Here is an 18710-nt window from a genome sequence, read left to right on the forward strand (position 1 = left end):
AACCGCCAATTGCTTCCGATCAATCGCGGGCACCTCGGTCTGTCGCTGTGGCAGTCGCTTGGCAATCGGTCCGAACAACAGGACAATCCCCACCAAAAGGCCCAAAATAGCGGTTCCGGTTGGCAAGATCGCGGGCAGTGATTGCCGCCCATAAAACCCGTCAAGCCAAGCGACCGCTTCGGCCCGCCCCGCGCGGCTATGCAGGACCGAGACATGTTCGGTGAACGGCGCAATGACAGCGCGGCGGCGCAGATCACCATCCGTCACGGTCTCACCGGTGGTGGCTGTCGGATCAACCATCTGCACGGCCTCTTGCGCAAAGTCGCGCAGGCCCGGTTCCCAACTTCCTGTGATCAAAAGAAGATTGGACGGGGTGTTGGCATCAATCACCTGCGAAAACGCCGAAATGAGAACCAAAGGGCCAATATCATCACGCTCTTGCGCAACACGGGCGAGGATATCGGTCGCCATGGAATGCCCCAAGAGCGCAACAGGCACATCGCCCGCATCAATGCTGTCGATGACTGCGCTTGTTTGCGCAACTAACAAACGGGTCGTGCCATCCAGCGCGTTCACATCACCTGACATCGGTTGTCTGTGTCGCCCATGCCCGAGGAATTCAAAGGCGTAGACCTGATAACCTGCCTGGGCGAGCGGCAAGACATAGCCCTGCATCATCTGCTGCGATCCGGCAAAGCCATGCGCCACCACTACCGCAGGCCCATCCGCGTCCGCGCGCGCATATCTTGTCACGGGTGTTTCGCCGACTGCGAAATGTGTGATGCTGACACCCTGTCGGGCGGTTTCCAGCACGAAAAGCGATACAATCACCGCAACGAGGGCCAGAACCGCCTTCATCTTGTGCTGCCGTTAATCGGACTGGTAGCTGGGAAGCTGTGCCAATGCGGTACGCAAAGCCTCGCCCCAACTATTTGAAATATGTTGGAAATAGGGGTCATCAGCCTCGATCCGCGGGCGTTCCGTGACCTTGAAACTGTCCGCCTCATAGATCTGCAGATCCAGCGGCAAGCCCACCGAAAGGTTCGCCTTGATCGTGCTGTCAAAAGACACCAGCAAGAGCTTGATTGTATCCGCGAAACTCATGTCCGGATCATAGGCGCGCACCAAAATCGGCTTGCCGTATTTGGCTTCACCAATCTGGAAGAACGGGCTGTCTTCGGTGATCTCGATGAAATTCCCCTCAGGATAGATCAGGAACAGGGTGGGCTTGCCACCTTTGATCTGACCACCAAGGATGACTGACGCGCGAAACTTGGTTGAGGCTTCTTGCCCGTCAGGCCCGCTTTCCTCGATCACTTCTTTCAGTGTTGCACCGACCATGCGTGCCACCTGAAACATCGTAGGGAGTTCAAGCAAAGTCGGGTTGCGCTCGGCCGTTGCCTTAGATCGTTCGTCCAGAAGGCTGACCAAGGCCTGTGTCGTGGCAAGGTTCCCGGCTGTCATCAGGGTGATGACCCGTTCACCGGGGGTATTCCATGTGAACATTTTGCGGGTGACGGAAAAATTATCTACACCTGCATTTGTGCGGGTGTCGGACATAAAGACCAGTCCCTTATTCAGGCGAAGCCCAACACAGTATGTCAATTTCGTAGTCCATTACCGTTTAGAGAAATTCAGCGTTCAAATAAGCATCTACTGCTGAATTTGAAGCGACACAATCATTGCTTCCGAGGCAGACCCCATGCGCACGCCGGTAACCGGCGATGCATCGCGTGAATCCAGGCCTGTTGCGATCCGCACATAGCGTTCGTCGGGTGAATAGCCGTTGGATACGTCAAACCCGACCCAGCCAAGCTCATCGATATGAGCCTCTGCCCATGCATGGCTCGCGTCCTGATCAATCCGGTCGTTCATCATCAGATAGCCGCTAACATAGCGCGCCGGCACACCTGCAAGTCGTGCGGCCGAAATGAAAATCTGCGTGTGATCCTGACATACACCACCACCCGCCATCAGCGCCTCTTCTGCGGTAGTGCCTGAAAACGTAACGGCTTGGCCAAAAGGAACCGCCTCGATAATCGCCTGTGACAAGGCATGCAGCCCATCAAGCACATTGGGCGCTTTTTCCAAGGTCTTCGCAAGTTTTTTGATGCCCTTGCCTGCCTCGGTACGCCGTGTACTTTGCCTGAAATGCCAAAGCGGAGCGGTGCCATAGGTCTTGCCAAAAATGCCATCATTCGTGTGCGTCTCGACCTCGCCGGACACTTCGACCGAGACTTCGGTGGCACCTTTATCGGCCCGCACCAGTATGGTCTGGTTTTGATAGTGGTCTTCAAACGTCAGCTCTTTGGTGCCGCCTGTCACTGCGACCGTCCAGTCATGCACCGTCTGATGTCTGGAGTTTGCAGGGGTTAACCGCACCTGTTGCAGCCCATAGGACACAGGCGCGTCATAGGTGTATTTCGTTGCATGTTTGATACTAAGTCTCATGGTCTGAAAATACCTATCCTACAAAGCTGTAGTCTTGTTCGATTTGAAGCCCGATCGCGTTGTTTTCGCGGATGAACGACGTGATGAATTCGTGCAGCCCCTCATCAAAGACCGTTTCAATCGTGCTCGCGCGCAGTCTGTCGCGCTGGGCGTCGATCATGTCATGGCAAGGCAGGCGGGTGCGATAATCCTTGGCCAGATAGCCGAGATTCTCGTCCAGAATGCGGCTACAGAACGAGAGTGAACGCGGAAAGCGGCTGTCAAAAATCAGAAAGTCCGCAATGCTCATCGGTGAGATATCGTCGTTGTTCAGCCAACGGAATGACCGGTAGGCCGACACGGACCGCAGGATCGTTTCCCACTGCACGTTATCAAGGGCAGAGCCTACGAAACTGGCTGAAGGAAGCAGCGTATAATATTTTACGTCGATGATCCGCGCGGTATTGTCCGCCCGCTCAATTGCGATGCCAAGCTGGGAAAAGTCGAAAATATCATTGCGCAGCATGGTGCCATGCAACGCGCCCCGCACGAGCGCTGTGTAGCGGCGGATTTCACCCAGCACCTCTGGCAGTTTTGCCTGCGTCACGGGTGTCTTTAACGCCGCCTTCATGGCCATCCAGCTTTCGTTCACGGCCTCCCAGACTTCGGTTGTCAGTGCCGTGCGCACCATCCGCGCGTTGGTGCGCGCGTTGTTGATCGACGACATGACACTTGACGGGTTGTCGGTATCACGCAGCAGGAAATCAATCGCATCCAGTGCGGTATACCCATCATATTTCTGGTCATAATTCATTCGCACACCGGCGGTCGTCAGCACAGATTTCCACTCTGATTCAGGGTCGGATGATCGCGTCAGCGCGATCCGGAACCCGGCTTCAACCAGTCGTGCGGTATTTTCACTGCGTTCCAGAAAACGGAACATCCAGTAGAGCCCACCTGCGGTTTTTCCAAGCATCGCCTAGTCCTCCAAAACCCAAGTGTCTTTTGTGCCGCCGCCCTGGCTTGAATTCACCACCAGCGATCCGGCTTTCAACGCGACGCGCGTCAAACCACCGGGTGTGATGTTCATGCCATCAGGCGACACCAGCGCAAAGGGCCGCAGATCGACGTGGCGGGGGGCTAGGCCTTTCTTGGTGAAGATCGGCACGGTCGACAACGACAGTGTCGGCTGCGCGATATAATTGGCCGGAGATTTGCGCAGTTTGGCTGCGAATGCCGCCAGTTCTTTCTTTGAGGCGGCAGGGCCAACAAGCATCCCGTAACCACCCGATCCGTGCACCTCTTTCACCACCAGATCAGCAAGGTTATCGAGCACGTATTTCAACGCATCAGGTTCGGAACAGCGGAAGGTCTGGACGTTCTTCAGGATCGCCTTTTCACCGGTATAGAATTCGATGATGTCAGGCATGTAGGAATAAATCGCCTTGTCATCGGCAATACCTGTGCCGGGGGCGTTGGCGATGGTGATATTGCCGGCACGATAGACATCCATGATGCCCGGCACACCCAGCATAGAATCCGGGCGGAAGTTCAGCGGATCAAGGTAATCATCGTCCACACGACGATAGAGCACGTCGATCGTTTTATACCCTTCGGTCGTGCGCATTGCGATATGGCCGTCGACAACGCGCAGATCATGGCCCTCGACCAGTTCCACACCCATCTGATCGGCAAGGAACGAATGCTCAAAATAGGCCGAGTTATGGATACCCGGCGTCAGGATCGCGACCGTTGGTTTGCCGTTGCACCCCGCAGGTGCGCAGGCCGCAAGGGACCGGCGCAGGTTCTTGGGGTAATCGCTGACCGGCTGCACCTTGATCTGGCTGAACAGTTCAGGGAACATTTGCAGCATGGTTTCGCGATTTTCGAGCATGTAGGACACGCCGGACGGGGTGCGCGCGTTGTCTTCCAGCACAAAGAAATCATCTTCACCGGTGCGCACGATATCTGTGCCCACAATATGTGTGTAAACATTGCCCGGCGGTGTCACGCCCATCATCTGTGGCAGGAACGCGGCGTTTTTTGCGATCAGGTCAATCGGAACCACACCGGCGCGCAGAATTTCCTGACGGTGGTAAATATCATACAAAAAGGCGTTCACGCCGCGCACGCGCTGTTCGATACCTTTCGACAACTTCGTCCATTCGCGGTTCGCGATGATCCGCGGGATCAGATCAAAGGGGATCAGCCGTTCTTGCGCCGCCGCCTGACCGTAAACGTTGAAGGTAATCCCCGTCCTGCGAAAGAAGGCTTCGGCCTCTTTCGACTTTTTGGAGAGGCGCGAAACGTCTTCATGCGAGAACCACTCTTGATATTCGGCATAAGGCGCGCGCACGCCTTCTCCGCCCAAAAGCATCTCATCAAAGTGCTGTCGATCTGTACTCATGAAATTAACCTAACGCGCGGCAAGGGAGTTGCAAGCAGATGGCGCGCTTCCTGCGGCTTCATGCGATGAAAGACACATCAACTGACTGTTTTTTCATCTCCATCCAACCATAGGACGTCATAAACGATACATCAGCCGCGTCACGCCCGACACCGATGCGGACAATCTCGCTTGGGTGAGCCATGCCTGTGGGGTCAACGATGTGCCATGCACCATCCAGAAACACCTCGGCGACGGCGTGGAAATCCTGCGGGTTCACAGCCGGCCCATATACGCTGGCAATCCGCGCGGGGATACCGGCAGAGCGTGCCATACCAATCAAAACATGCGCGTAATCGCGACAGACGCCGCGCTGCGCCTGAAAGCTATCGGTCGCCGTGGTCAGCGCGTTGCTGGCGCAGATGTCGTAGGTGAAATTCTCTCTGATCCAGTCGCTCATCTGCGCGATCAGCGCGCCACCCGCGAGTGACCCGAATTGTTCGGGGACAAAGCCCAGGAAAGCTTCGGGAAAGCAATAGCGAGAGGGCATCAGAAACTTGGTCACATCACTGGGCAATTGCGTGACATCATGGGCCGCAAGATCCGCAAGATCCGATACGGGGCGCTGCACGCGTACCTTGGCCTCGTAAACGCACTCGAATGTCTGTTCGATCCGCCCCCAGCGACGTAAACCGATATTCTCTTCGCCGGGAATGATGTTCCAGTAGATATCTTTGTTCGTGGTGAAGTGACTGCTTTCGCAGACCTGCGCGATATCCTGCGCCGCCTCGATCTGAAGCAGCAGGCTACAAGATGTGGCGGTGGTGTAGCTGAGATGGGTTTTGATTGAGATGAGCACGCTGGGGCTTTTCCTTTCTCGATAACGACCGCACCCCGCCAAAGACGCGCCGAAGGAACGCATCCTCAACGCTTTGCCAGAGACAGGAAATTAGGTTTAGATTTTGGTTCTGCGGATCAAGCCTACCCTCGGCCTGATTGCTTTGTCCGGCTGGTATCGCTTTCCGGAGCGATGCGCAAATCCCCTTTTGCGCATGTAAAACAGGGCCCCGTAGGGCCCTGTATTTCGTCATATTTCACCGGTTCTCAGTCTGAAAGGCGCACGTTGTCGTTTGAAATGGTGGCTTCGGCGCTGGAGGGCCCGACGCGCATCAGGATCTGATTCGCACCCACCGTGATGACGACCAACGCAACTACAGAGATCAGGAACGCTTTCATCGTGCTATGCCTCGCTCTTGGAGGGTTTGGCGTTCAGCACCTCATCGGCCCAAATGCTGTGGTGCTCGCGCGCCCACTGTTCTTCGACCTCGCCTTTGCCCATCGCATCAAAGGCACCTTCCATACCGACTGACCCAAGATAGATATGCGCAAGGATGATCGCGGTCAGCACAAGGCTGACGATCGCGTGCCAGAGTTGGGCGAACTGCATCTCTTCGTGCGGCAACAGCGGATAGGGCAAATCAGGTAAGCCGAACCATCCGGGCACGCCCCAGCCGTTGATGAACGAGAATGTGTGGGCAAACATATTAAATTCGAACGGGAACAGCAACGAAATACCCGAGGCCGAAATCGAGCCACCAAGGATAATCACCGCCCAGAAGATCAACTTTTGACCTGCGTTGAACTTTTTCGCAGGCGGGTGATCGCCGCCAAACAGACCGCCCGCTTTTGCAAGCCATTTCAGATCGGTGCGGTCGGGGATATTGTGCACAACCCAGACGACAAAGATGATCACAAGCGCCAGCATGAACGCCCAAGAGACGTTGTTGTGGATCCATTTGCTGCCGATTGCCAAGCCTGAAAACGCCTCATGCCCAAAGGCGGGGATCAGCACCTTGCGTCCCAAAAGCGATACCAGTCCGGTAAGGCCAAGCAGGATAAACGACGATGCCAATAGCCAGTGGCCGAAACGCTCGAACGCCTTGAAACGCGTGATTGTCCGCCCTGTTTTTTCTCCGTGAAGGCGGATGCGCCCACGGATCAGATAGAACAGGGCCAGCAGCACAAGCGTGCCGCCCAGCAAGGCCGCGGTCATTGAAACCAGTGGTCCTTCGCGGAAAGCCTGCCACCACATGCCACGGTCCTGAATCATTGTCGTGACCGCAGGCCCACGTGCCTGGGTGGTCAGATCGACAACTTCATAACGGTATGCGCGCCATAAATCGGGATCCGACGCACCACCCAAGGTGCCAAGCTGATCTGTGATCGGTGCGGCATTCTCGGGGTTGCCAGTCACATCGCTCCGGAAACTGTCATCCATGACCAGGCCTTCCTGGCGGCGCAGGATATCCTCCAACGTTTGCGCCCCGCCAGTGGCTGCGCGCGGATCATCGGTGGCCTCTTGCGCCGATGCGGGTGCTGTCATGGCGAATAGCAATGCAAAAACTGTCATCAGACGCAGCATTGAGAAATCCTCTCTGGCTAATCAAAGAAGGGCGGCCCGTGAAAAGGCCGCCCCTTTATTTGCATCTCGCAAAAGGGGCGATTAGCCGCCCTTTTGGTCATAGGCTGTGCCCCAACCCCAGGCACCGGACCCGAAACCGCGGGCCACGACACGCTCGCGGTAGATGTCGGACACTGTGTCGCCATCACCGGCCAGCAGCGCCTTGGTTGCGCACATTTCGGCACAGATCGGCAGCTTGCCCTCGGCAATCCGGTTCCGCCCGTATTTGGCGAATTCGGCTGTCGAGTTGTTTTCCTCGGGACCACCGGCGCAGAAGGTACATTTGTCCATCTTGCCGCGTGACCCAAAGTTGCCAGCCTGCGGAAATTGCGGCGCGCCAAACGGACACGCGTAGAAGCAATAGCCACACCCGATGCACAGGTCTTTTGAGTGCAAGACCACACCGTCGGCTGTCTGGTAGAAACAGTCTACCGGACACACCGCCATGCAGGGTGCATCCGAGCAGTGCATACATGCGACCGAGATCGACCGTTCACCCGGTTTGCCGTCATTGATCGTGACAACCTTGCGGCGGTTGATACCCCAAGGCACCTCGTGTTCGTTCTTACATGCAGTGACGCAGGCGTTACACTCGATGCAGCGTTCAGCATCAACGAGAAATTTTGCTCTAGCCATTCTACTTCTCCCTTATGCTGTCCAGATTTTGCAAAGAGTCGCTTTGGTCTCTTGCATCTGGGTTACGCTGTCATAGCCGTAGGTTTGGGCGGTATTGGTGGATTCACCCAAGACGTATGGGTCAGCCCCTTCAGGGTACTTATCCCGTAGATCGACGCCCTCCAGGTGTCCACCAAAGTGGAACGGCATGAACGCCACGCCCACACCAACCCGTTCTGTGACCATGGCCATAACCTTGACCTTGCCGCCCTCCGGGCCTTCGACCCAGACCTGCGCGCCGTCACGCACACCTAGGTTGTTGGCGTCGCGTGTGTTGATCTCGATGAACATGTCCTGCTGCAATTCGGCCAGCCATGGGTTCGAACGGGTTTCATCGCCGCCACCCTCGTATTCAACCAGACGGCCCGAGGTCAGGATGATCGGATATTCTTGCGAGAAATCGTTCTCCTGAATCGAGGCATACATGGTCGGCACGCGCCAGAACTTCTTATCCGCGTAAGTCGGATAATCAGCCACCAGATCGCGGCGGTTCGTATAGAGCGGTTCGCGGTGGATCGGCACTGGGTCAGGGAAGGTCCAGACCACAGCACGGGCTTTGGCGTTGCCGAAGGGCGCACAACCACGTGCAATTGCAACGCGCTGAATACCGCCTGACAGGTCGGTTTTCCAGTTGATGCCGCCAACATTATCCGCGCCGCCCGCAACCTGTTCGATTGATGCGCGTTCCTCGGAGGTCAGATCACCGTCCCAGCCAAGGTCTAACAGCATTTGCATGGTGAACTCGGGATAGCCGTCCTCGATCTGCGATCCGGGGGTAAAGACGCCCTCGGCCAGCAGGTTTTCACCATCGCGTTCCACCCCGAAACGGGCGCGGAATGTCAGACCGCCTTCGGCCACTGGCATCGACATGTCATAGAGATTTGCCGTGCCCGGGTGGTTCATCTCGGGTGTGCCCCAGCATGGCCAAGGCATGCCGTAGAAGTCACCGTCAGCCGGACCACCGACAGCCCGCAGTGTGGTGCGGTCAAAGGTGTGCTGGTTGGCCATATGCATCTTGAGACGCTCGGGGCTCTGGCCAGTGTAGCCGATGGTCCACATGCCGCGGTTAAATTCGCGGGTGATGTCCTCGATGTTGGGCTCGCCGCCCTCATCAATCGCAATGTTGCGGAAGATCCTGTCGTGGAAGCCGAACTTTTCGGCAAACATTGCCATGATCGTGTGGTCTGGCAGTGATTCAAACAGCGGTTCAACCACTTTGTCACGCCACTGCAGCGACCGGTTAGAAGCCGTCACAGACCCGCGTGTTTCAAACTGCGTACATGCCGGCAGCAGGTAAACACCGTCTGTCCGGTCCTGCAGAACCGCCGAGACGGTTGGATATGGATCAACCACGACAAGCATGTCGAGCATCTCCATCGCCGTCTTCATCTCTTTCTGACGGGTCTGAGAGTTCGGGGCATGGCCCCACAGCACCATCGCGCGGGTGTTGTCAGGCTGGTCGATGTTCTCTTTGTCTTCCAGAACGCCGTCGATCCAGCGGCTGACGGTAATGCCGTTCAGGTTCATCATGGATGTGTCGCCGTAGGAGGCATCCGAGAACCGGCCCTTGAGCCAATCAAGGTCCTCTTCCCACACGCGCGCCCAGTGCGCCCATGATCCTGGTGCAAGGCCGTAGTAGCCCGGCAGCGTATCGGCCAGAACGCCAAGGTCGGTTGCACCCTGCACGTTATCGTGGCCGCGGAAGATGTTGGTGCCGCCACCGGCGACGCCCATGTTCCCCAGTGCCAGCTGCAGGATGCAGTAGGCGCGGGTGTTGTTGTTGCCGTTGGTGTGCTGTGTACCACCCATGCACCAGATCACAGTGCCGGGGCGGTTATTGGCAAGGGTCCGTGCGACACGCTCCAACTGGCTGCCGGGTGCGCCGGTGACGCGCTCGACCTCTTCGGGTGTCCACTTGGCCACTTCTGTCTTGATCTCGTCCATGCCCCAGACGCGGGTGCGGATGAATTCCTTATCTTCCCAGCCGTTTTCAAAGATATGCCACAGGATACCCCAGACCAGCGCCACATCGGTGCCGGGCCGGAAGCGGACATATTCGTCGGCATGGGCGGCTGTGCGCGTGAAACGTGGGTCACAAACGATCAGTGGCGCGTTGTTCTGCTCTTTGGCTTTCAGCATGTGCAGCAAGGACACTGGGTGTGCCTCGGCCGGGTTGCCGCCGATCAGGAACATCGCTTTGGAGTTGTGCATGTCGTTGTAGCTGTTGGTCATGGCGCCGTAGCCCCATGTGTTCGCCACACCGGCAACCGTGGTCGAGTGACAGATCCGCGCCTGGTGGTCAACGTTGTTCGTACCCCAGTAGGCGGCGAATTTGCGGAACAGATAGGCCTGCTCGTTATTGCTCTTCGCAGAACCCAGCCAATACACAGAATCCGGCCCGCTTTCTTCGCGGATTTTCATCATGCCGTCGCCGATCTCGTTGATCGCGGTTTCCCAGCTGATGCGGACCCACTCGCCGTTTTCTTTCTTCATCGGGTATTTCAGGCGGCGCTCGCCATGGGCGTGCTCACGGACGGCAGCGCCTTTGGCGCAGTGTGCCCCGAGGTTGAACGGGCTGTCCCAGCCGGGTTCCTGGCCTGTCCAGACGCCGTTATCGACTTCTGCGATCACAGTACACCCGACCGAGCAGTGCGTACAAACCGATTTGATGCTTTCAACGGCGCGTGTCGCGGCCTGTTGTGCTGTTGCTTGGGTGACACTGCCGCCTGTTGCGGCAATCGCAGCCAGGCCACCGATGGCAAGGCCTGATCCGCGCAAAAATCCGCGACGGTCAATTCCTTTGGCACCTGTGTTCACCATAATCGGCGAACGACCGGACCGGCGTGTATACCCGTTGGTCTTTTTCCTCAGCATTTTCTTCCTCCCTGATCCGATCTACTCGGATAATCCTTTTTGGGCCTGTGCGTCATGGTGTGTCGCGACCACGAAAAGAGCCCTGGAATGTTTAGAACCGTGTGCTTTCAAGATAAGCCCGCGTGTGTTCGGTATCCTGCATCGTCTGCGATGACAGATCGACGGGCTGTGCTGCGGCTTGCGTCGCACCACCTGCGGCTACCGCAGCAACAGCGGCTGGCGCTGCCGTGCCGGCCAGTTTCAGAAATCCGCGGCGGTTTGTGCCCTCTTTTTTCTCGGTCATAAGGATGTCTCCCTTTCTTTCTTTGGCGGGCATCCCCACCGGTTATGTCGCAAGCTCGTCAGCCTGCTGTCATACGAAACGCTTCTTTCTCGATGTCCATGAATGCCTGTCCGACAGCGCCGACAGAGGCATAAAGGATGGATGATTTGGCCCCTTGCAGGTCGCTGAAATAATGCGATGCCCATGTGCCGATATGCGCGTTAAAGAACGTCTGTTGTTCGGCCAGTGTCGCGACACGGCCAAAGCGGCCCACGATCATGCCAGCCATCATCTCCATCAAGGACGCGATGTTGTCTTCGGGTTCGAACACGTTTTCGGCACGCGTCATGCCGAAATCGGCCATTGTCTTGCGCAGATTGGCGAGCGGCTTTTCGTTCAGGAACCCTGTGAGGTAGTAGCTGGCAAAAGGCAGCAACTCGCCCCGACCAAGGCCGATGAAGAGCGCGTTGTATTCTGAGCGCACCGCCTTTGGCTTGGAGATTTTCGCCACACGCGCCAGACCGTTGATTGCTTTTCCCAATACGGTGTCATCGCCCGAAAGCCCCGCAGTCTGATCTAGCAGCAATTGATCGGGTGGTCCCGCCAGCATAACGCCCAGGTAGTTATAGAGATCGGCGCGCAGGCGATCTTCCGCGGCGATATCGACTATTTCGACGGCGGCGTTCATGCGACATCATCCTCGAATTGAAACTGCATACGGCGGGGGGTGAATGGTGCAGGGTCCTCCTCAACCGCTGCACCATCCTTAGGCAGATCAACAGTCGGCGCGCTTGTCTCGGCGACTTCTTCGGTGGTGTCCTCCTCGACTTCCACCTTTGCGACGGCCGGACCTGCCTCTTTCTGGCGCTCGATTTCCAACAGATGCGCCAGCATCCCTTTACCCACCTGATAGGTGGTCTTTAGCGCATCTTGCCCGATGCTTTGCGCCAGATAATCGTCATCATAATCGTTCAGCCCGTCAACACAGGCCAGAACCGGATTGCTGCGCCATAGTTTGCGCAGCGCGCGCTTGCGAATGTGTTCAGGCACGGCCTTGGACATGAAAGCCTTGAAATCATCGCCAATCGCAAGGCTGTCAGGATCAGGAAGGCCGAGCGACTCCAAAATCTCTTTATCCGATTTCTCGGCCAGCGCTTCTTGTTCCTGCGCCAAAGCCGCTTCTTGTGCAGCCCGGTCCTCTTGTGCGGCTTCGGCCGCGACAGCGGCGCGGCGGCGTGACCATGATGACAACATATCGCTCAATTCAGCACCTCCTTGCGGCGAGGGGCGCGATAGACATCGGCCGTCTGGCGGATACGCGGATCACCAATGCCGTCCTGATTTTGATCGACGCGGGACTTATCGCGGCGGCGTTTCACGAACGCCTCTTCCTCATAGTGCTTGTCGACAAATTCGGTAATCCACGCCCCGAGACCATCTGGCATCGGAATCTTCTCGACCTGCTCTTCTGCGGAATCGCAATAATCCTGCGCCTCATACGGGGACGCGGTTACTAGCGTGACAGTCCAGGGTATATCCTTGCTTCCCGACACCGGACGCAACACCACATAGACAGAAGGTTCGCGCGCCTGCAGCTCGTGGGCATAGGCCTCAACATCTGAAACATAGAGCGTCAGCGGAAGCGTTGCGGCATGGAATTCAGTCACATCACCGTCGGTGCGCAGTACTTTCCAATCCGCAGGCCCGGCACCTGGCAGGACAGCAGAGGCTTTCCACGCGTGTCTGGCCCAACGCGTCACACCCGGCCCCCGTCTTACGACGACGCCAAGCGGCAATGACTGCGAACCTGGGTATGCGAATTTCAAAAGAAATCCCCGTTTAGTGTGCCTTGGTACACCGACAGATTGCCGCAGAAACTTGCAAACGCAAAGCATGTTTTTAGTTAAGAATTTTGCCTCCTTAACATACTGCATCGCAGCATTTGCTAGACGCCCAATGTGCAAGGGTTCTGCGCGAGAAAATTACATTCTTTGTCGTCAGAATTATTTGAATTGCTGCATTTGCAAAATTTGTTGTGCGTAAATCAAACTGATATTTGGGTTTACTGTCTTGCGAATTCCTGACTAGCTACGCTCCGATCTGCGTTCATGAAAATCGGGGATGATGATGGCGAAAACACTGCTGGTTTGTGACTGTCTTGGTTCCCAAAAGGTTGATTCCCCTGCGCTGGAAGCCGCCACCGGCCAAAGCTGTGGCGGGTGTTATTCAAGCCTGTGCACTGACCAGATCGAGGTTGCAGCCAAGGCAATCGCGCAAGGCAACGTGATGATCGCCTGCCAGCAAGAGGCCCATCGTTTTCTTGCGCTTTCCGAGGATATCGACGCGGATGTACCCGCCTTTGTCGATATTCGCGACCGTGCCGGCTGGACCGATGATACTGCTGACACGACACCCAAGATGGCTGCATTGATCGCCGAGGCGGCTTTGATACCACCGGCGCAAAAGACCTTTGATGTGGTATCGGAAGGCACCTGTCTGATCGTGGGTGCGAACGACATAGCGCTTGCCGCCGCCGAGAAGTTGGCAGAGGCGCTTTCGGTCACTGTGCTTCTCGCGCCTGGTGCCGAAATCATGCCGAACCCGAACTACGATACTGTTGTTGGCACGTTGCATCAGGCCAGCGGCACGCTTGGCCGCTATCAGGTGCGTATCAACGCGTTCCAGCAAAGCATGACAGGTGGGCGTGGAACCCCGGCGATGACAGCACCACGTGACGGCGCGGTGTCGGAATGCGACATCATTCTTGATCTCACGGGCGGCACACCCCTATTCCTCGCCCCTGACAAACGCGACGGCTATGTGCGTGCTGATCCCAAAAGCCCTGTCGTTGTCGCAGACGCGGTGTTCGCCGCCAGCCAATTGGTCGGCACGTTTGAAAAACCCTTCTACGTGCGCTTGGAAACCAGCCTTTGCGCCCATTCCCGCGCTGAAAAACCGGCCTGCTCCAATTGTTTGAACCTATGTCCCACCGGCGCGATCACATCGGCGGGCGAACATGTCAGCATTGATCCGATGATCTGCGCCGGTTGCGGGGCCTGTTCTGCGGTCTGCCCGTCAGGTGCGATCAGCTATGACGCGCCATCGGCCGATTTCACCTTCCGCCGGATCAACACCTTGGCCAGCAGCTACCGCGCGGCAGGCGGCAAGGATGCCACGCTACTGGTCCACGATGACCACGGTGCGGAAATGATCAGCCTTGCCGCACGTTACGGACGCGGGCTTCCGGCCCATGTGATCCCGTTGCAGGTGGATGCGCTGGCAGGTTTTGGCCATGCCGAGATGGTCGGCGCGCTGGCCAGCGGATTTGCCCGCGTGGACATCCTGCTTGCACCCAAGACCGAACGTGACGCGCTGATGCCGCAAGCGGATTTGGCGAATGCGATTTCGCCGGACAAGGTTGCCTTGCTTGATATTGCCGATCCCGACGCGCTGTCGGATCACCTGTTTGATCAGCCGAAAACGCCCGCCATTGCGGCGCCGATCCTGCCGTTGGGATCACGCAGGCAGGTGGCGCGACTATCGGCAAAGGCGCTCAACCCCGATGTTACGACATTGCCGTTGCCCGCCAGCGCACCCTATGGCGCGGTGATCGTTGATACCGATGCCTGTACCTTGTGCTTGGCCTGTGCCTCTCTTTGCCCCTCCGGCGCGCTGGGCGATAACAGCGACCTGCCGCAACTGCGGTTCCAAGAGGATGCCTGTCTGCAATGCGGCCTGTGCGCCAATGTCTGCCCCGAAAAGGCGATCACCTTGCAGCCGCAACTGGACCTGACCGATGCCGCCCTGTCGCAAACGGTGCTCAACGAGGAAGAACCTTTCGCCTGTATCGAATGCGGCAGCCTCTTCGGGGTGAAATCTACCGTGGAACGGATCACCGAAAAGCTGGCGAACAATCACGCGATGTACCAGAACCCGAACGCGATCCGCATGATCCAGATGTGCGACAATTGCCGGATCAACGCGCAGTATCATTCCGAGAATAACCCCTTCGCAGCTGGCGAACGGCCCCGCCCGCGCACAACCGACGACTATTTGTCCAAGCGCAAGGATCACTGATCCGGCGATCCATCAATACCAAGGAGAAAGCACGATGAGCGAAGACTTTAACATGTCCATGCGCAAGTTCCTCAAACAGGTCGGCGTGACCTCGCAACAGGCGATCGAAGAGGCGATGCGCAACGCCGGTGACACCTCCGGGCGTAGCTTTGAGGCCAAGGTTGTGCTGACGGTTGATGGGCTTGATCTGGAACATGTCGTGACCGGTAAAATTGAAGGGCAGTCGTAACGTGGCCCTTACCCGCGAAACAGTTCTTGAGATCCTCAAGACGATTGAAGACCCCGTTAGCGGCACATCCATCGCCGAGGCGGGGATTGTCAAAGCCCTGACCGTGCAAGACGGCGCTGTGCGCTTTGTGATGGAGGTCAGCGGCAGCCATGCCGCCGCTTATACTGCGATCAAAGACACAGCCGAGGCGCAGATCAAGGCGCTGGATGGCGTAGCGTCAGTGTCGGTTGTCATGACGGCGCATAGCACACCTGCAGCACCGCCTGATCTGAAACCACAGCGTGGCGGCGCACCTGCAGGGCCCGAGAAAATCCCCGGTGTGGACCGGATTATCGCAGTGGCCTCTGGCAAGGGCGGGGTCGGGAAATCAACGGTTTCGGCCAACCTCGCTTGCGCGCTTGCGGCTGAGGGGCGGCGCGTTGGTCTGTTGGATGCCGATGTTTACGGCCCCAGCCAGCCCCGGATGCTGGGTGTCTCAGGGCGGCCTGCGTCGCCTGATGGCAAGACCATTCTGCCGATGCGCAACTACGGTGTGACCATGATGTCGCTGGGTCTGATGGCGAACGAGGATCAGGCGGTTGTCTGGCGTGGCCCGATGCTGATGGGTGCCTTGCAGCAGATGCTTACTCAGGTGCAATGGGGCGCGCTGGATGTGCTGATCGTCGATCTGCCGCCCGGGACCGGTGATGTACAAATGACGCTGGCGCAAAAATCGCAACTGAACGGCGCGATTATCGTGTCCACGCCGCAGGACATTGCCTTGCTCGATGCGCGCAAAGGCATTGATATGTTCAACCAATTGGGCACGCCGATCATCGGGATGATCGAGAACATGTCGACGCACATATGTTCCGCCTGCGGGTATGAGGAACATATGTTCGGTCATGGCGGTGTGGCGAAAGAGGCCGAGAAGCTGGGTGTTCCGCTGCTTGCGGAAATCCCGCTGCATATGGATATCCGCCTTGCGGCCGATGGCGGTGCGCCGATTGTTGTGTCCAAGCCTGACAGCAGCCAGGCGGCTGCCTTCCGTCAGGTGGCCCGCGACCTGATCGCAAAAGGTCACGCATGAGCGATCCATCGTTTCCACCGCTCTTTGCAGGGCAGGATGCGGCGGGGAGTGATCCTTTCGCATTGGCTTGTGCCACCGCCGATGCGGGGTGCGACGCAGGTCTTGTGATCTATGATCTTGCGCCTGATCTTTTGCGCGCGGCAATTGTCTTTGCCCCTGATGTGCCACTGCGTAAAGCTGCCGTAATGCTGCCCATTTGTGGCGTCGGCTTTCAGAACGCCCTTGGCGCCTTGGCCCCGCCCGAGGTGGCGGTTCATCTTGGCTGGGATGGTCCAATCTATGTTAACGGCGGGCGCTGCGGCGGTTTGAAAATGGCGGCCCCCGGCCTGCCCGAGGACGCGCCCGACTGGTTGGTCATCGCATTGGAAATCGTTCTTTGGCCACCGAGCGAGGACACCGGCCTGACGCCCGATGAAACGGCACTCTACGCCGAAGGCTGCGCCGAGGTGGATGCGATCAATTTGCTGGAGTCGTGGGTGCGCCATACTTTGGTGGGCATCAACACATGGGCGGACAGTGGCACGGCAACGCTGCACCGCGAATGGATCGGCCTTGCGCATGCATTAGAGGGCGAAGTCACGGTCAAAGGCAGAACGGGCAACTATACCGGACTGGACGAAGACCTTGGCCTTTTGCTCAAAATCGGGGACAAGATCGAACTGGTCCCACTGACCGAAACCCTGACGAGGCCCGCATGAAACTTGCCCGCGCGATCCATTTTGACGAAAGTGACAGCCGCGTGTTCCATAATCCCGCGCGCACGGGTGAATGGTGTATCTCGGGGGGCTTTGAATTTTCCAACTGGAGCGAAGCGGACCTGATGGGCAAGGCGAAACAGGCCTTTTCCAACGGCTGGATGGGTTGCGAGACTTTCGGGCGGGTCAGCTTTGTCGCGGTTACCCAGATTGAACCGCAGGAAAAAGACGCCATCGCAGGCCTGCTTGCCCGGCATTTCGTCGATATCTACGGCGCGCCCTCGCTGGAAGCGGCGCACGCCGTGGCCTTGGAAGAGATCGCGCAAATGGCCGATCTTTGCGCCGATCATGACGCCAACACCTTGCTGACTGTGGCGCGTGAATTGACCGACGCCGGTGTGCGGGAAAGCTACCGTGTGATTGCGCCCCAAGACGCCGACCTGACGCAATTTGCCGTGCACGGCTCACTGGACGAGCCGCACACGCATTGATCACTCAGCCTTGGCGTTGAACACAAAAAGCGTTTCGCCGTTGATCGTGTAATCGTTGATCAATGCCGCCGCACGCGGGCTGACCAGCCATGTTTCAAGCGCCATTGCCAGATCGTTGCGGACGTTTGCGTTCTTGGAGGGATCGACGGGCAGATAGGTGTATTGGTTGAACAGCACCGGATCACCGGAATAGAGCAGTGCCAGATCGGCCTTATTGGCAAAGTTCAGCCAGCTCGCACGATCCGAGAGCAGATAGGCGTCCATCCCTGCTGCCGTGTTCAGCGCCTGGCCCATGCCCGCACCGACCGGCCGGTACCAGCCATCAAAACCTGCTGCGTCAAGACCTGCGCTGGCCCAAACGCCAAGCTCTGCTTTATGGGTGCCGCTATCATCACCACGGCTGACGAAAGGGGCCTCGGCAGCCGCGATCCGCTGCAGCGCATCAGCCGCGCTTTCAGCATTTGCGATATCGGCAGGGTCCGACGCAGGGCCGATCAGGACGAAATCATTATACATGATTTCATGCCGATGCGTGCCGTGGCCTGCGGCAACGAATGCCTCTTCCGCGGGGCGTGAATGGACCAGAACCGCATCAACATCACCCGCCTCGCCCAGTCGCAACGCTTGACCTGTGCCGACAACAAGCAGTTGCAGATCAATATCAAGGTCTTCTTTGATCGCAGGCAGCAGCACCTCGGCAAGGCCCGAACTATCAAAAGAAGTCGTCACCGCCATCCGCATGTCTTCGGCAACAGTTGTTGTCGCCCAGATCGCCATGACACCGGCCAGAATTCCCTTGATCATGTCACAATATCTCCCCTCAAAAACGCAGCCAGTTCTTCGGTTTGCGGGCGCGCAAATGCAACCTCTGCTTGGCTGACATCATGTACCTTGCCATGCAGCATGAATATCAGATCCTGCGCGAGACGGCGGGCCTGTCCCATATCATGCGTGGACATCACAAGGCGGGTACCGGCGGCAGAGGTTTCCTGCAAAAGCGCCTCGATGTCGCGTGTCGTATGGCCGTCAAGGTTGGCGCAAGGCTCATCCAGAAACAGCAC

General features: G+C 57.6%; 20 protein-coding genes and 1 pseudogene. 5 read left to right on the forward strand and 16 right to left on the reverse strand.

Annotation, left to right across the window (positions count from 1 at the left end; translation table 11 throughout):
• The 14 genes from VGP75_RS13725 to VGP75_RS13790 all read right to left on the reverse strand — a co-directional run.
• A partial coding sequence (locus VGP75_RS13725) for an alpha/beta hydrolase (protein ID WP_327544207.1) occupies positions 1-858 on the reverse strand: 858 nt, incomplete at its 3' end.
• A gap of 12 nt (positions 859-870) precedes the next feature.
• Entirely contained in the window at positions 871-1605 is a 735-nt protein-coding gene (locus tag VGP75_RS13730) for a proteasome-type protease (RefSeq protein WP_327544208.1), read from the reverse strand.
• A gap of 48 nt (positions 1606-1653) precedes the next feature.
• Positions 1654-2451, reverse strand: a complete 798-nt coding sequence (locus tag VGP75_RS13735) for a transglutaminase family protein (RefSeq protein ID WP_327544209.1) — start codon at positions 2449-2451, stop codon at positions 1654-1656.
• 13 nt (positions 2452-2464) lie between these two features.
• Entirely contained in the window at positions 2465-3406 is a 942-nt protein-coding gene (locus tag VGP75_RS13740) for an alpha-E domain-containing protein (RefSeq protein ID WP_327544210.1), read from the reverse strand.
• 3 nt (positions 3407-3409) lie between these two features.
• On the reverse strand, positions 3410-4837 hold the full coding sequence (locus VGP75_RS13745; RefSeq protein WP_327544211.1) for a circularly permuted type 2 ATP-grasp protein: 1428 nt from the start codon (positions 4835-4837) through the stop codon (positions 3410-3412).
• Between the two features lie 58 nt (positions 4838-4895).
• A complete protein-coding gene (locus tag VGP75_RS13750; protein ID WP_327544212.1) occupies positions 4896-5675 on the reverse strand; it encodes a transglutaminase-like domain-containing protein in 780 nt (259 codons plus the stop codon).
• Between the two features lie 245 nt (positions 5676-5920).
• Positions 5921-6052: a hypothetical protein gene (locus VGP75_RS13755; RefSeq protein WP_327544213.1), complete on the reverse strand. Its 132-nt coding sequence runs from the start codon at positions 6050-6052 to the stop codon at positions 5921-5923.
• 4 nt (positions 6053-6056) lie between these two features.
• Complete coding sequence (locus tag VGP75_RS13760) at positions 6057-7238, reverse strand: formate dehydrogenase subunit gamma (RefSeq protein ID WP_327544214.1); 1182 nt, start codon at positions 7236-7238, stop codon at positions 6057-6059.
• Between the two features lie 81 nt (positions 7239-7319).
• Positions 7320-7913: a formate dehydrogenase FDH3 subunit beta gene (fdh3B, locus tag VGP75_RS13765; protein ID WP_055295457.1), complete on the reverse strand. Its 594-nt coding sequence runs from the start codon at positions 7911-7913 to the stop codon at positions 7320-7322.
• A gap of 12 nt (positions 7914-7925) precedes the next feature.
• On the reverse strand, positions 7926-10826 hold the full coding sequence (locus tag VGP75_RS13770) for a formate dehydrogenase subunit alpha (RefSeq protein WP_327544215.1): 2901 nt from the start codon (positions 10824-10826) through the stop codon (positions 7926-7928).
• Between the two features lie 91 nt (positions 10827-10917).
• The gene (locus tag VGP75_RS13775; protein WP_327544216.1) at positions 10918-11109 is read right to left on the reverse strand and encodes a twin-arginine translocation pathway signal protein; all 192 of its coding nucleotides are present in this window, start codon (positions 11107-11109) and stop codon (positions 10918-10920) included.
• Positions 11110-11167: 58 nt separating this feature from the next.
• Entirely contained in the window at positions 11168-11776 is a 609-nt protein-coding gene (locus VGP75_RS13780) for a TorD/DmsD family molecular chaperone (protein ID WP_327544217.1), read from the reverse strand.
• Positions 11773-12342, reverse strand: coding sequence for a DUF3306 domain-containing protein (locus tag VGP75_RS13785; RefSeq protein WP_327544223.1), 570 nt, complete (start codon positions 12340-12342; stop codon positions 11773-11775). Before VGP75_RS13785 ends, VGP75_RS13780 begins: the two co-directional genes overlap by 4 nt.
• A 5-nt stretch (positions 12343-12347) precedes the next feature.
• Positions 12348-12884, reverse strand: coding sequence for a DUF3305 domain-containing protein (locus tag VGP75_RS13790; RefSeq protein ID WP_327544224.1), 537 nt, complete (start codon positions 12882-12884; stop codon positions 12348-12350).
• Positions 12885-13215: 331 nt separating this feature from the next.
• Here VGP75_RS13790 and VGP75_RS13795 point away from each other — a divergent pair, with 331 nt between their 5' ends.
• From VGP75_RS13795 to VGP75_RS13815, 5 genes are read left to right on the forward strand one after another with little or no spacing between them, the layout of a single operon-like run.
• Complete coding sequence (locus tag VGP75_RS13795) at positions 13216-15165, forward strand: 4Fe-4S binding protein (RefSeq protein ID WP_327544218.1); 1950 nt, start codon at positions 13216-13218, stop codon at positions 15163-15165.
• 34 nt (positions 15166-15199) lie between these two features.
• Positions 15200-15394: a DUF6494 family protein gene (locus VGP75_RS13800; RefSeq protein WP_110280898.1), complete on the forward strand. Its 195-nt coding sequence runs from the start codon at positions 15200-15202 to the stop codon at positions 15392-15394.
• Between the two features lies 1 nt (position 15395).
• Complete coding sequence (locus VGP75_RS13805; RefSeq protein ID WP_327544219.1) at positions 15396-16463, forward strand: Mrp/NBP35 family ATP-binding protein; 1068 nt, start codon at positions 15396-15398, stop codon at positions 16461-16463.
• The gene (locus VGP75_RS13810; protein WP_327544220.1) at positions 16460-17161 is read left to right on the forward strand and encodes a biotin/lipoate--protein ligase family protein; all 702 of its coding nucleotides are present in this window, start codon (positions 16460-16462) and stop codon (positions 17159-17161) included. The genes VGP75_RS13805 and VGP75_RS13810 overlap by 4 nt, the downstream gene beginning before the upstream one ends.
• Positions 17158-17649 carry a DUF6505 family protein gene (locus tag VGP75_RS13815; RefSeq protein WP_327544221.1) on the forward strand — a complete coding sequence of 164 codons (492 nt, stop codon included), beginning with the start codon at positions 17158-17160 and terminating at the stop codon, positions 17647-17649. Before VGP75_RS13810 ends, VGP75_RS13815 begins: the two co-directional genes overlap by 4 nt.
• On the opposite strand, the gene VGP75_RS13820 is transcribed toward VGP75_RS13815, so the two are convergent.
• Positions 17650-18453, reverse strand: coding sequence for an ABC transporter substrate-binding protein (locus VGP75_RS13820; RefSeq protein WP_327544222.1), 804 nt, complete (start codon positions 18451-18453; stop codon positions 17650-17652).
• A pseudogene (locus VGP75_RS13825) lies at positions 18450-18710 on the reverse strand (sulfate ABC transporter ATP-binding protein); the annotation flags it as partial. The pseudogene VGP75_RS13825 and the gene VGP75_RS13820, both read right to left, overlap by 4 nt.

Origin of the sequence: Yoonia sp., assembly GCF_036007805.1 — a bacterium.
Classification (GTDB): Bacteria; Pseudomonadota; Alphaproteobacteria; order Rhodobacterales; family Rhodobacteraceae; genus Yoonia.